Source organism: Erwinia sp. PME.40.26/001, from assembly GCF_055556675.1.
The window spans coordinates 632,517-645,776 of record NZ_JBVHNP010000002.1 but is presented as its reverse complement, the minus strand read 5'-3'; the positions used below and the strand labels follow the sequence as shown (position 1 = coordinate 645,776).

The following is a 13,260-nucleotide window of genomic DNA, read 5'->3' as shown; positions in this document are numbered from 1 at the left end:
TTACCTGATGCTGCTGACCCGGTAGCCTGTAAGCCGTTGTTCCGTGTCAGTGGAGGCGCAGTATAGGGATTTTCTGGCAGCTGACAAGGGTAAATTGCAAAAATACTTTCAAGTGATTACTTTTCACCCAAAACTGCACTTTAACCTCGTTTTATGCTGCTTTAATAAACAGAAATGGGCCAAAGGCCCATTTCTGTTGCTTGCACTGATTATTGATGAGCGACGATAACGCCGTCTTCGACATCCATTTCTATGGTTTTGCCCGGAACCAGCGCACCAGACAGGATCTGCTGAGCCAGCGGGTTTTCTATCTGCTGCTGAATAGCGCGTTTCAGCGGCCTTGCCCCATAGACCGGGTCATAACCATTTTCGCCCAGTTTCTTCAGCGCCTCTTCGGAGATGTGCAGAGTATAGCCACGATCTTCCAGTCGCTGATACAGGCGGGCCAGCTGGATGCGGGCAATAGAAGCAATATGCTGTTCACCCAGCGGATGGAACACCACCAGCTCATCAATACGGTTGATGAACTCCGGACGGAAGTTCTGACTGACGACTGACAGCACCATCTCTTTCATATCGCCGTAGCTCAACGCACCGAAGCGCTCCTGGATTAAGTCTGACCCCAGGTTCGATGTCATTATCACAACCGTATTACGGAAGTCGACCGTCCTGCCCTGCCCGTCAGTAAGACGACCATCGTCCAGCACCTGCAGCAGGATGTTAAACACATCCGGATGCGCCTTCTCTACCTCATCCAGCAGGATGACAGAATAAGGGCGACGGCGAACCGCCTCGGTCAGATAACCGCCTTCTTCATACCCGACATAACCCGGAGGTGCCCCGACAAGACGCGATACCGAATGTTTTTCCATAAATTCGGACATGTCGATACGTACCATCGCGTCGTCGCTGTCGAACATAAAGTTAGCCAGCGCCTTACAGAGCTCTGTTTTACCCACACCGGTCGGGCCGAGGAACAGGAATGACCCGATTGGGCGGTTAGGATCGGCCAGTCCGGCACGGCTGCGGCGAATCGCATTGGATACCGCTTCCACCGCTTCATTCTGCCCAATCACCCGGGTGTGCAGCTCCTCCTCCATACGCAGCAGTTTGTCGCGCTCACCTTCCATCATCCGGTCGACAGGGATCCCGGTCCAACGCGCCAGCACACCGGCAATTTCGACGTCCGTTACTCGGTTACGCAGCAGACGCATGGTTTTGCCTTCATTCTGCGTGGCCGCCGCCAGCTGTTTTTCCAACTCCGGAATTTTTCCGTACTGCAGCTCAGACATCTGCCCGAGATCGCCCTGACGACGAGCCTGTTCCATTGCCAGCTTCGCCTGCTCCAGCTCGGCTTTAATATGCTGGGTGCCAGACAGTTCCGCTTTTTCTGCTTTCCACTCTTCTTCCAGCTCAGAGTATTCACGCTCTTTCTGGTTCAGTTCGGTTTCCAGCATCTCCAGCCGTTTGATACTTGCATCGTCAGACTCTTTCTTCAGCGCCTGCTGTTCCAGCTTCAGCTGAATAATACGACGCTCTAACCTGTCCAGTGATTCCGGCTTCGAGTCAATCTGCATACGAATGCTGGACGCGGCCTCATCAATCAGGTCAATCGCCTTGTCCGGTAACTTACGGTCGGCAATGTAGCGATGAGAGAGCGTCGCCGCCGCCACAATCGCCGGGTCAGTGATCTGCACATGGTGATGCAGCTCATAACGTTCTTTTAAGCCACGCAGGATCGCGATGGTATCTTCGACCGTTGGTTCAGCAACGAAGACCTTCTGGAAACGCCGCTCCAGTGCAGCATCCTTCTCTATATACTGACGATACTCATCCAGCGTGGTCGCGCCCACACAGTGCAGCTCACCTCGTGCCAGCGCTGGCTTCAGCATATTACCGGCATCCATTGCCCCATCGGCCTTACCTGCACCGACCATTGTATGCAGCTCGTCAATAAACAGAATGACGTTGCCTTCCTGCTTAGACAGGTCGCTCAGCACCCCTTTCAGGCGCTCTTCAAATTCACCGCGATATTTCGCCCCGGCGACCAGCGCCCCCATATCAAGCGCCAGCACACGACGGCCTTTCAGCCCTTCCGGCACTTCTCCGTTAATGATGCGCTGCGCGAGGCCTTCGACAATGGCCGTTTTACCCACGCCAGGCTCACCGATCAGTACCGGGTTGTTTTTAGTACGGCGTTGCAGCACCTGAATGGTACGGCGGATCTCTTCGTCACGCCCGATGACCGGGTCCAGCTTACCCAGCTCCGCCCGTTCAGTCAGATCGATGGTGTATTTTTTCAGTGCCTGCCGCTGATCTTCTGCTCCCTGGTCGTTCACGCTGTCTCCTCCCCGCATCTGATCAATGGCTTTGCTCAGTTTGTCACTGGTGGCACCGGCGGACTTTAACAGGTCAGCCAGCGAGCCACGTGAGTCGAGCGCCGCCAGAACGAACAGCTCTGATGAAATAAAATTATCGCCCCGCTTTTGAGCCAGCTTGTCGCACAGGTTAAGTACCCGCACTAAATCGGCAGAAGGCTGAACATCACCATCGCTACCTTCCACCTGCGGTAAACGGCTCAGGGCCTGTTCAATGCCGGTGCGCAGTGATGAAACGTCAAGGCCTGCGGTGGTGAGTAATGGACGAACGGATCCGCCTTCCTGATTAAGCAGTGCGCTCATCAGATGCAGAGGTTCGATAAATTGGTTGTCGCGGCCAAGAGCCAGTGACTGAGCGTCGGCGAGTGCCAGTTGGAATTTGTTAGTAAGACGATCCAGACGCATAATTTCCCCCTATCAGGTCAAATTGCTACTGGAGATTAAATGAGGTCATCCCTCAAATTTTTCAAGGTTAATGGCCTGACATTTTGGAGAAAAAAACATCAATCCGGACCGTCTTATGGCGCTAGGTTATATCAGCCAGATCAAACTTGCCATACGGCCAGTGACGCCATCGCGTCGGAAGGAGAAAAATTGCTCAGGCTGTGTATAGGTACACAGGCCATCATCCCAGACGTGACGCACTCCGCAGGCCTGAAGACGATGTTTTGCCAGCAACGATAAATCGGCATAAAACTTTTCACCCGCCGGGCGGAAAGCCACTGAGTCGCCTGGATTTTGTGCAATAAAGGCCTCACGGACTTCCTGTCCGACCTCAAATGCGTCCGCGCCAATCGCCGGGCCCAGCCAGGCAAAAATCTGTGAGGGAGGGGCAGAAAAAGCATTTAATGTCTCTTCGAGTACCCCATTACACAACCCCCGCCAGCCTGCATGAGCAGCAGCGACTTCCTGACCATCCTGGGAACAGAACAATACCGGAAGACAGTCGGCGGTCATCACGGCGCAAACCACACCCGGCGTCCGGCTATAGGCCGCATCCGCCCGTAGTGATGGCGGGACCTTCCAGTCCAGCGTCAGTACCTCTGTGCCATGTACCTGATCCAGCCACTGCGGCATGGAGGGAAGGTCGCCGAGCTCCAGCAGGCGCTGACGGTTGGTCTGCACATGCTGCTCGTCGTCGCCCACGTGCGCACCGAGATTGAGGCTGTCCCAGGGGGACTGGCTTACGCCCCCCTGACGCGTGCTGCTGCACGCTCGAACACTGGCCGGAACCTGCCAGCCGGGAATAATCAGGCTCATTACCAGTCCAGCTGCTCTTTGAACTCTTCGGTGTCGGCCTTCAGAGCATTGATCAAATCGACCATGTCCTGTGGCAGAGGCGCATGCCATTCCATCTCAATCCCGGTGATCGGGTGATAGAGACGCAGCATCGTGGCGTGTAAAGCCTGACGGTCGAAACCACGCAGAGTACTGATAAAGGCTTCAGAAGCCCCTTTTGGTGGACGAGGACGACCGCCGTAAAGCGGGTCACCCACCAGCGGATGATTGATATGCGACATATGCACACGGATCTGGTGCGTACGCCCGGTTTCCAGCCGCAGCCGCAGGCGTGTATGGGCACGGAAGTGCTCCATGATACGGTAGTGGGTGGTAGCTGGTTTACCCATCGGGTGTACAGCCATGTGGGTACGCTTCGTCGAGTGGCGGCTGATCGGTTGATCGACCGTCCCCCCCGCCGTCATGCGGCCAATAGCAACGGCTTCATATTCACGGGTAAACTCACGCAGTTGCAGCGACTCCACCAGGTGCGTCTGTGCCGGTACCGTTTTTGCCACCACCATCAGGCCTGTGGTGTCTTTATCCAGACGGTGCACAATTCCTGCACGAGGGACATCGGCAATCGCCGGGAAATGGTGTAGCAGTGCATTCAGCACGGTGCCGTCAGGATTACCGGCCCCCGGATGCACGACCAGGTCGCGCGGTTTATTGATCACCAGAATATCGTCATCTTCGTAAACGATGTTCAGGGCAATGTCCTGGGCTTCCCAGCGGGCTTCTTCATCAATTTCTGCATCAAGCGTAATCAGCTCGCCGCCGAGCACTTTTTCTTTCGGTTTGTCGATTATTGCACCATTGACGGTGATGCGGCGGTCGAGGATCCATTCTTTTATGCGGGAACGTGAATAATCAGGGAACAATTCGGCCAAAGCCTGATCTAACCGTTGTCCGAGTTGCGATTCGGATACCGTTGCATTGAGTTTTACTTGTTGTGCCATAAATAAACAGCTTCTTCGTTAACGTTGGGTTTTCACGGCGATGCCGTTTAATATAATGTGCTATCGTACCTGGTCACTACCGGAAGCTTAACGGACAGCTTCCTGAATAACACTCTGAGGATAAGCAAATCGTCATGACGCGTATGAAATATCTGGTGGCTGCAGCCACGTTGAGCCTGGCATTAGCTGGATGTTCCGGCTCCAAGGATGTGGTGCCTGACAGCCCGCCTTCCGAGATCTATGCCACTGCCCAGCAAAAACTGCAGGACGGTAACTTTAAAGGAGCAATAACGCAACTGGAAGCGCTCGATAACCGCTATCCATTCGGCCCTTACTCCCAGCAAGTTCAGCTAGACCTGATCTACGCTTACTATAAAAATGCCGATTTGCCACTGGCGCAAGCCGCCATTGACCGCTTTATGCGTCTGAATCCTACGCATCCAAACGTGGACTACGTTATCTATATGCGTGGTCTGACGGATATGGCGCTGGATGACAGTGCACTGCAGGGCTTTTTTGGTATAGACCGTTCAGACCGCGATCCGACCCATGCGCGTGATGCTTTTAAAGACTTCTCGCAGCTGCTGCGTGGCTATCCAAACAGCCAGTATGCGACGGATGCACGCAAGCGCCTGGTGTTCCTGAAAGATCGTCTGGCGAAATACGAACTGTCTGTGGCGGAATTCTACACTAAACGTGAGGCATATGTCGCTGTGGTTAACCGCGTAGAACAAATGCTGAAAGATTACCCGGATACACAGGCTACACGAAACGCACTGCCACTGATGGAAAATGCTTACCGTCAGCTGCAGCTGAATGCTGAGGCCGATCGCGTGGCAAAAATTATTGCCGCCAATCAGGCTTAAGTTTGAAGTCATAAAAAAGGCAGCCTGCGGGCTGCCTTTTTTTGACCTGAAACGGAGGTAATCCCCTTTTTCCAGTCAGTTTAACTGGTCAACAATGCCATTGAAAACGCCGCCCGACAACCCTCAGAGTCCGATTTATCCTTCCGTCTCACACTTTTCTTCTCCTTGACAAAAAGTGACAAAATAACGTGATTTTGATCACACTTTTTTACCCTTTTCACGGTATGCTGGGTTCACCAAGACGGAAATGACAGAGAGGTAAGCACTATGGTTCTGAACATTACCAGTAAGCAAATGGAAATCACTCCGGCTATCCGCCAACATGTCGAAGACCGTCTCGCCAAGCTTGAAAAATGGCAAACTCATCTGATTAACCCGCACATCGTTCTGTCAAAAGAACCGAAAGAATTCGTTGCCGATGCCAACATTAATACGCCAAATGGCCCGCTGATCGCCAGCGCCAAGCATGAAGATATGTACACGGCAATCAACGATCTGATTAACAAACTGGAACGTCAGCTGAACAAAGTTCAGCATAAAGGTGAAGCGCGTCGCGCCTCTGCCAGTGTTAAAGATCTCAGTGTGGTTGAGACTGACGAAGAGTAATTGCTAAAACAGTGATAACGCGCCTCAGGGCGCGTTTTTTATTGACAGAATGAAATTGCAGCGGTTACTTTATCCTTTCTGACTTCATGGATAGCCTGATGAAACAATCTTCGTTTTTCTTCGCATTCTTTTTTACCTTCTTTACCTTCCCCTGACCGGGAGGCTATTCGTCGTGTAAGAAGCAATGCGAAGACGAACAATAAAGCCTCCCCAGCGGGAGGCTTTTTTTTTAGCCACATCTGACAGGTAGCAAATATGAATCCCGAAAATCCTTTGCTGGCTCTGCGCGGTAAGATCAGCGCTCTGGACGAAGAGCTGTTGTCACTGCTGGCCCGGCGCCGCGCACTGGCCATTGAAGTTGCCGAGGCCAAAATGGCCACCCATCGCCCCGTTCGCGACATCGACCGCGAACGTGACCTGCTTGAAAACCTGATCACACTGGGTAAAAGCCACAAGCTGGACGCACACTACATTACGCGCCTGTTTCAACAGATCATTGAAGACTCCGTGCTGACGCAGCAGGCGCTGCTGCAAAAGCATCTCAACAACACGAATCCCCACTCGGCACGTATTGCCTTCCTCGGGCCAAAGGGCTCTTATTCGCACCTGGCCTCACGCCACTACGCTGCACGCCATTTTGATAATTTTATCGAGAGTGGCTGCCTGAAGTTTCACGATATCTTTAATCAGGTAGAAACCGGGCTGGCGGACTATGCCGTGTTACCCGTCGAGAACACCACCTCGGGGTCGATTAACGATGTCTATGACCTGCTGCAGCAAACCAGCCTGTCCATTGTCGGCGAGATCACCCTGCCTATCGATCACTGCGTACTGGTCACCGGTCAAACCACGCTGCAGGAAATTGAAACGGTGTACAGCCATCCGCAGCCGTTCCAGCAGTGCAGCCAGTTTATTAACCGCTACCCGCACTGGAAAATTGAGTACACCGAAAGTACCGCCGCTGCGATGGAAAGAGTGGCGGCGATGAATTCACCGAAGGTGGCCGCACTGGGCAGCGAAGCAGGCGGTGAGCTGTATGGTTTGCAGGTGCTGGAGCGCAATCTGGCCAATCAGCGCCAGAACATTACCCGCTTCATCGTACTGGCCCGCAAGCCGGTTGAGGTGTCATTGCAGGTTCCGGCAAAAACCACGCTGATTATGGCTACAGGCCAGCAGGCGGGTGCGCTGGTTGAAGCCCTGCTGGTACTGCGTAAGCACAACCTGACCATGAGTAAACTGGAATCACGTCCGATTAACGGCAACCCGTGGCAGGAGATGTTTTATATCGATTTTCAGGGCAACCTGAATACCGAAGACGTGCAGCAGGCGCTACGTGAACTGACGCCCATTACCCGATCCCTCAAAGTACTCGGCTGCTATCCCAGCGAGAATGTTGTCGCTGTCGATCCGCAGTAAGTTTTTGCCCGCCAGTGCTTTACCACTGGCGGTTTTCGTCTTTCCTGCAGAGAAATATTTACGCTGACGCACCATCGCTATATCATTAGATATACAACGATGTTCGAGCAATACTTATGATCTCCCTCACCCGCCTTTATCCTGCATTACTCCTTAGCGTCTTTATGACTTTTTCCGCCCAGGCTTCCAGACTGGTGACCGACCAGCTTGGCCGGCAGGTGACTCTCCCCGACCGGGTCGATCGGGTCGTGGTTCTGCAACATCAGGCGTTAAATCTGCTGGTAGAGCTGAATGCGACAGATAAGATAGTGGGTATCCTCAGCAACTGGAAACAACAGCTTGGCGATGACTATAGCCGGCTGGTCCCGGAACTCAATACCCTGCCCACGCTGGGCGATCTTACTCATGTTGATCTGGAAAAGCTGGTAGCCCTGCATCCCCAGGTGGTCTTTGTCACCAATTATGCCCCACAGGAGATGATCGATCAGATCCAGAGCCTGGGCATCGCGGTGGTTGCCATCTCTCTGCGCAGCGATACGCAACAGGCGAGACAGCTCAACCCACAGCTGAAAAACGAAGAGCAGGCCTATAATGAGGGTCTTGCGCAGGGCATTCGTCTGATAGGGGACGTGGTGGGTCAGCAACCGCAGGCAGAACAACTGATTACCGCCACGTTCAGCCAGCGCCAGCAGGTAGCCCGACGGCTGCAGGATATACCCGAAAAAGCGCGCGTTCGCGTGTATATGGCTAATCCTGACCTGACGACCTACGGTACCGGTAAGTATACTGGTCTGATGATGGCCCACGCTGGCGCGATCAACGTCGCCGCCGCCACGGTCAAAGGTTATAAGCAGGTTTCCATGGAGCAGATTCTGGCATGGAACCCACAGGTCATTTTTGTGCAGGATCGCTATCCACGGGTGATTGACGAGATCGCACAGCAGCCCGCCTGGCAGGCTGTGGATGCCGTTAAAAACCATCAGGTTTATCTGATGCCGGAATATGCTAAGGCGTGGGGATATCCGATGCCGGAAGCCATGGCACTGGGTGAATTGTGGATGGCGAAGAAACTCTATCCGGCGAGATTTGCCGATATTGATATGCAGCAGCAGGCAGACCGCTGGTATCAGCGTTTTTACCGCACACACTATCGCGGTGGCAACTGATGCTCCCTTTACAGGTGCTGGCAGCAGGCAGCCTGCGCGACGTCTGGCCTGCCATCATCGCTGCATTCCAGCATCACTATCCGGCAGGCATCGTGACGCAGTTTGGTCCGGCAGGTTTACTGCGCCAGCGCATTGAACAGGGCGAACAGTGCGATCTTTTCGTCTCCGCCAGCATGATGCACCCGCTGGCGCTACAGCGGGCCGGGCGGGCACAGGATGTGGGAGTATGTTGTCACAACCTGTTGTGTCTGAACGTCTCTCACCGTATCCCCCCCGCCCCCTGGCTCGAACTGCTGGGCAACCCGGTGCTGCGCGTTGCAACCTCAACGCCAGGATGCGATCCGTGCGGTGATTATGCCTGGCTGCTGTTCGATCGCATTGAGCGACAATATGCCACTCTCGGTAAACAGTTAAAGCAGCGGGCACTAAAGCTGGTCGGGGGAGAAAAGTCATTGCCTGTCCCGCCGGGTAAACGGGCGTCGCAGTGGATCATTCAGTCGGGCCAGGCAGAGATTTTTATCGGCTATCAAAGCTATGCGCATGAGCTGCAGGCGGCCGACGCCATCAGCACCGTGTTAATCCCTGCTAAATGGCAGACGCGGGCTGATTATGGCTATGCGGTGTGTCGCCCTGTCGGGAAAAAACTGGCCGAGATGTTGTTAACGCAGGAGGGGCAAAAGATTTTAGTCGCGGCGGGATTTGGTACTGTCGCGGGCTGACCTTCTGTTCGGGTCAGCCCGCGACAGCAGGGCATAAGCGTTGTTATGCCCTGCTGTCGTTCGCCTGGCGCAGCAGCGTGCGGCTTTCTGCCTGGAAACGTTGGGCATGGTCACCAAACCAGTGCTCCACGCGGCGGAAACTGTCAATAAACGCCTGCTTATCACCCTGCTCAAGCAGCTTAATCGCCTCACCAAAGCGCTGATAATAGCGTTTGATCAGCGCCAGATTATTTTCTGACGACATGATGATATCCGCATAGAGCTGAGGATCCTGTGCAAACAGCCGTCCGACCATTGCCAGCTCCAGCCGGTAGATCGGTGACGAAAGTGCCAGCAGCTGGTCGAGCTGCACATTTTCTTCCGCCAGATGCAGGCCGTAAGCGAAAGTCGCGAAGTGACGCAATGCCTGAATAAATGCCATGTTCTGATCGTGCTCCACTGCGCTGATGCGGTGCAGGCGCGCGCCCCACACCTGAATCTGCTCCAGGAACCACTGATACGCTTCCGGCTGACGCCCATCACACCACACCACAACCTGCTTTGCCAGGCTGCCGCTATCGGGACCGAACATCGGATGTAATCCTAAAACAGGTCCGGCGTGAGCCGCCAGCATCGCCTGCAGCGGTTTGTTTTTTACCGATGCCAGATCAACCAGAATACAGTCCTGCGGCAGCGGCGGCAGCTGACCGATCACCTGCTCGGTCAGATGGATTGGCACACTGATGATCACCATACCCGCATTGGACAGCATCGCTTCCGCGTTATCCCAGTCCCCTTTATCAAGGATCTGCACCTGATAGCCCGACAGCGTGAGCATCTTTTCAAACAGACGCCCCATCTGACCTTTACCGCCCACAATCACCACCGGACGCAGTTCAGGACAAAGCGTTTTAAAGCCTTTATCGTTTTCGCTGGTGTAGGATTCCCGCATCACTCGGCGCAGCACATCCTCGATGAGATCCGGGGGAACACCCAACTTTTCAGCCTCTGCCCGGCGCGACGCCAGCATGGTGGCCTCACGCTCGGGGACGTAAATCGGTAATCCGTAGCGGCTTTTGACCTCGCCCACTTCGGCCACCAGCGCCAGCCGTTTTGCCAGCAGGTCCAGTAGCGCTTTGTCCACTACATCTATTTGATCGCGTAGCGCGGTCAGTTCAGCCACCATAACTCGTTAACCCTCTTGCGACAGACGCGCCGCCAGTACCCCGGTCAAATCCTGATGAATATTACGCAGCAGGTGTTCAGTCGTTTCCCAGTTGATGCACGCATCGGTCACTGAAACACCGTAGCGCATATCACTGCGCGGCTGCTCGGAAGACTGGTTGCCTTCGTGAATATTGCTTTCCAGCATCAGGCCAATAATGGAACGGTTACCATCTTTGATCTGCGCAACAGCAGACTCAGCCACGCCGGACTGGCGACGGAAATCTTTGTTAGAATTGCCATGACTGCAATCTATCATCAAGGAAGGACGGAGTCCCGCCTGCTGCATCTCTTTTTCACACTGGGCCACATCGTTCGGGCCGTAATTCGGGCTTTTACCACCGCGAAGGATCACGTGTCCGTCCGGATTACCCTGCGTTTGCAGCAGGCATACCTGCCCTGCCTGGTTAATCCCCACAAAACGGTGCGGCATTGCTGCTGCGCGCATCGCGTTGATCGCCGTGCCCAGGCTGCCATCGGTGCCGTTTTTAAAGCCCACCGGCATGGACAGGCCGGAAGCCATTTCACGGTGTGTCTGCGATTCCGTCGTCCGTGCGCCAATCGCTGACCAGCTGAACAGATCGCCAAGATACTGCGGGCTGTTAGGATCCAGTGCCTCTGTGGCCAGGGGCAGTCCCATTTCGACCAGGTTCAACAGCAGCTGACGCGCAATATGCAGACCCGCTTCCATATCGAAGGTGTTATCCATGTGCGGGTCGTTGATCAGACCTTTCCAGCCCACCGTCGTCCGCGGCTTTTCAAAATAGACGCGCATCACGATGTAAAGCTGATCGTCAACCTGGTCCGCAAGGGCTTTTAAGTCGCGGGCATAGACGAGCGCGGCCTCAGGATCGTGAATTGAGCAGGGACCGCAGACCACCAGCAGACGGTGATCTTTACCGCTGATAATGTCAGAAATGGTCTGGCGTGAATCGGCGATCTGCCCTTCCAGTACGCTGTTCAACGGAAACTGTTTTTTCAGCTCTTCCGGGGTAATCAGAATCTGTTCGTCAGCGATATGAACGTTATTCAGCGCATCTTTTTGCATGATCGTTATCCTGGGTGATTCGTTTAAAAGGGATCCTCATTGAGGTTGCTGACAACTGTACCAGAATGCGTACATAACACAATCGCATGTTGTACACTTTTATTACCACCTAATCAAACAACAACAAAAACTTTATCATTTACCATGCAAAACAATGATATAAATAAAACACACAAACCAACACCATTAACCAATCTGTAAATAAATAATTACACTCAATTCTACCCTGTTCCCTCTCGTCCTGTTAACACTGCCCGTGTGGCTGGAACGATCTATACTTCCGGCCTGTAGGCCGCTACCGGAGAGCATAATGGAAATCATCGTACGACCTTTTGAACATGCCGATGCCGGAGCCTTTGCTGACGCCGTGCAGGAATCAGTGGCAAGCCTGAAACCCTGGATGGTCTGGGCCCATGACGGTTATACGCCGGACGAAGCCCGTCGCTGGTTCAGCTACACGCACTGGCAGCGTCGTCAGGGGGCCGCTAGTGAGTCAGGCCTGTTTGCCGGGGATGGCCGCCTGTTGGGCGGGGTGGGTCTGCGCTACAGTACGGAGCCAGGCATTCCGGCCGCACTGGGCTACTGGGTACGCAGCAGCGAACAGCGAAAAGGCTTTGCCCGTCAGGCTGTGCGGCTGATCGCTGAGGAAGCCTTTAAACAGCCTGACATCGATGTTATCGAAATTCTTGCGGCTGAGAATAATATCGCCAGCCGTGCGGTGGCCACCAGCGTTGGCGCAGAGCTGATGGCCGTTCGTTACGGCCTGATTGTATTAGACAGCGGGCCGGTCAATACCGCCATCTACCGGCTTCAGCGCCCGCATCAGGCTGCCCAGTGACTGGCGCTGCTGTCCGCTGGCATCAATATTCTCTGTCGACAGCCACCGGGTCAGCACCTTGTTAACCGCCGGCCATTCGCTGTCTATGATAGAAAACCAGTGGGAATCCCGTGAACGTCCCTTACGCACCATCACCTGACGGAAGGTTCCCTCGTAAGTAAAACCGAGACGGAGTGCCGCCTGCCGCGAAGGCGCATTGAGAGCATCACACTTCCATTCACAGCGGCGATAGCCAAGGGTAAAGGTATTATTGAGCATCAGCCACAGGGCCTCGGTACCTGTTACCGTGCGTTTCATCAGGGGGGACCAGGTCACTCCGCCGATCTCCAGCGATCCATTGACCGGATCAATCCGCAAATACGATACCAGCCCGACCGGTTTATTGCGCTTTGCACAGATAATGGTAAAGGTCACAAACCCGGGCTCTGCCGCACGCTGGCTGAGCCAGACCTGAAAGGCAGCCAGTGAGCCGGGCCGATCTTCCGTCAGCCATGTCCAGTCACTGTCGTCGGGCGCGGAGGCAAAGGCGGTGTAAAGATCTTCGCCATGCCGTGCGGTATCCAGAGGTTCCAGCCGGCAGTAAAGCCCGACCATCATGGTGGCTTGCGGGACGGGAACAGGCTGCCAGTAAGGCAGTGGCTCGCCAACGGGTTGGCCGTACTGATTGGTTCTCTGCGTCACATCGTTCTCCTTGCGGTGGCAATTTTCCAGCATACGAATAACGCTGGCGTCTTGCCAGTATTGCCGCAGTGCAGTAGCATCCTTTTTTACCTGCACAGGACA

13 protein-coding genes and 1 other annotated feature are annotated in these 13,260 nt (G+C 54.4%); of the genes, 7 read left to right on the top strand and 6 right to left on the bottom strand.

Annotated features, from left to right (window positions below; all coding sequences use genetic code 11):
* Window positions 1–209: 209 nt before the first annotated feature.
* The 3 genes from clpB to rluD all read right to left on the bottom strand — a co-directional run bounded on the left by clpB (window position 210) and on the right by rluD (window position 4,615).
* The gene (gene clpB, locus ACZ3HG_RS10425) at window positions 210–2,783 is read right to left on the bottom strand and encodes an ATP-dependent chaperone ClpB (protein ID WP_191934037.1); all 2,574 of its coding nucleotides are present in this window, start codon (window positions 2,781–2,783) and stop codon (window positions 210–212) included.
* A gap of 126 nt (window positions 2,784–2,909) precedes the next feature.
* Complete coding sequence (gene yfiH, locus ACZ3HG_RS10420) at window positions 2,910–3,638, bottom strand: purine nucleoside phosphorylase YfiH (RefSeq protein ID WP_191936199.1); 729 nt, start codon at window positions 3,636–3,638, stop codon at window positions 2,910–2,912.
* Window positions 3,638–4,615 (bottom strand): 23S rRNA pseudouridine(1911/1915/1917) synthase RluD, encoded by a 978-nt coding sequence (gene rluD, locus ACZ3HG_RS10415; RefSeq protein WP_191934035.1) that lies wholly within the window; start codon window positions 4,613–4,615, stop codon window positions 3,638–3,640. The genes yfiH and rluD overlap by 1 nt, the downstream gene beginning before the upstream one ends.
* A gap of 134 nt (window positions 4,616–4,749) precedes the next feature.
* On the opposite strand from rluD, the gene bamD reads away from it, so the two are divergent.
* The 6 genes from bamD to ACZ3HG_RS10385 all read left to right on the top strand — a co-directional run bounded on the left by bamD (window position 4,750) and on the right by ACZ3HG_RS10385 (window position 9,388).
* Window positions 4,750–5,481, top strand: coding sequence for an outer membrane protein assembly factor BamD (bamD, locus tag ACZ3HG_RS10410; protein WP_062744148.1), 732 nt, complete (start codon window positions 4,750–4,752; stop codon window positions 5,479–5,481).
* Window positions 5,482–5,748: 267 nt separating this feature from the next.
* Entirely contained in the window at window positions 5,749–6,087 is a 339-nt protein-coding gene (gene raiA, locus ACZ3HG_RS10405; protein WP_191936200.1) for a ribosome-associated translation inhibitor RaiA, read from the top strand.
* An 86-nt stretch (window positions 6,088–6,173) separates the two neighbouring features.
* Window positions 6,174–6,242 carry a pheA operon leader peptide PheL gene (gene pheL, locus ACZ3HG_RS10400; RefSeq protein WP_187510489.1) on the top strand — a complete coding sequence of 23 codons (69 nt, stop codon included), beginning with the start codon at window positions 6,174–6,176 and terminating at the stop codon, window positions 6,240–6,242.
* Window positions 6,185–6,318: a sequence feature (Phe leader region), on the top strand. Its footprint overlaps the gene before it by 58 nt.
* A gap of 24 nt (window positions 6,319–6,342) precedes the next feature.
* Window positions 6,343–7,503 carry a bifunctional chorismate mutase/prephenate dehydratase gene (gene pheA / locus ACZ3HG_RS10395; RefSeq protein ID WP_191934033.1) on the top strand — a complete coding sequence of 387 codons (1,161 nt, stop codon included), beginning with the start codon at window positions 6,343–6,345 and terminating at the stop codon, window positions 7,501–7,503.
* A 116-nt stretch (window positions 7,504–7,619) separates the two neighbouring features.
* Entirely contained in the window at window positions 7,620–8,669 is a 1,050-nt protein-coding gene (locus ACZ3HG_RS10390) for an ABC transporter substrate-binding protein (RefSeq protein ID WP_191934032.1), read from the top strand.
* Window positions 8,669–9,388, top strand: coding sequence for a substrate-binding domain-containing protein (locus ACZ3HG_RS10385; RefSeq protein WP_465332792.1), 720 nt, complete (start codon window positions 8,669–8,671; stop codon window positions 9,386–9,388). The genes ACZ3HG_RS10390 and ACZ3HG_RS10385 overlap by 1 nt, the downstream gene beginning before the upstream one ends.
* A gap of 43 nt (window positions 9,389–9,431) precedes the next feature.
* Here ACZ3HG_RS10385 and tyrA read toward each other — a convergent pair whose 3' ends face one another.
* Complete coding sequence (gene tyrA / locus ACZ3HG_RS10380) at window positions 9,432–10,553, bottom strand: bifunctional chorismate mutase/prephenate dehydrogenase (protein WP_062744152.1); 1,122 nt, start codon at window positions 10,551–10,553, stop codon at window positions 9,432–9,434.
* A gap of 6 nt (window positions 10,554–10,559) precedes the next feature.
* Complete coding sequence (locus ACZ3HG_RS10375; protein ID WP_465332791.1) at window positions 10,560–11,639, bottom strand: 3-deoxy-7-phosphoheptulonate synthase; 1,080 nt, start codon at window positions 11,637–11,639, stop codon at window positions 10,560–10,562.
* Window positions 11,640–11,949: 310 nt separating this feature from the next.
* Between ACZ3HG_RS10375 and ACZ3HG_RS10370 the strand changes: the two genes are divergently transcribed.
* Window positions 11,950–12,477, top strand: a complete 528-nt coding sequence (locus ACZ3HG_RS10370) for a GNAT family N-acetyltransferase (RefSeq protein WP_465332790.1) — start codon at window positions 11,950–11,952, stop codon at window positions 12,475–12,477.
* Here the strand turns inward: ACZ3HG_RS10370 and ACZ3HG_RS10365 are convergent.
* Complete coding sequence (locus ACZ3HG_RS10365; protein ID WP_465332789.1) at window positions 12,412–13,158, bottom strand: GNAT family N-acetyltransferase; 747 nt, start codon at window positions 13,156–13,158, stop codon at window positions 12,412–12,414. The two genes, ACZ3HG_RS10370 and ACZ3HG_RS10365, sit on opposite strands and share 66 nt — an antisense overlap.
* Window positions 13,159–13,260 lie beyond the last annotated feature (102 nt).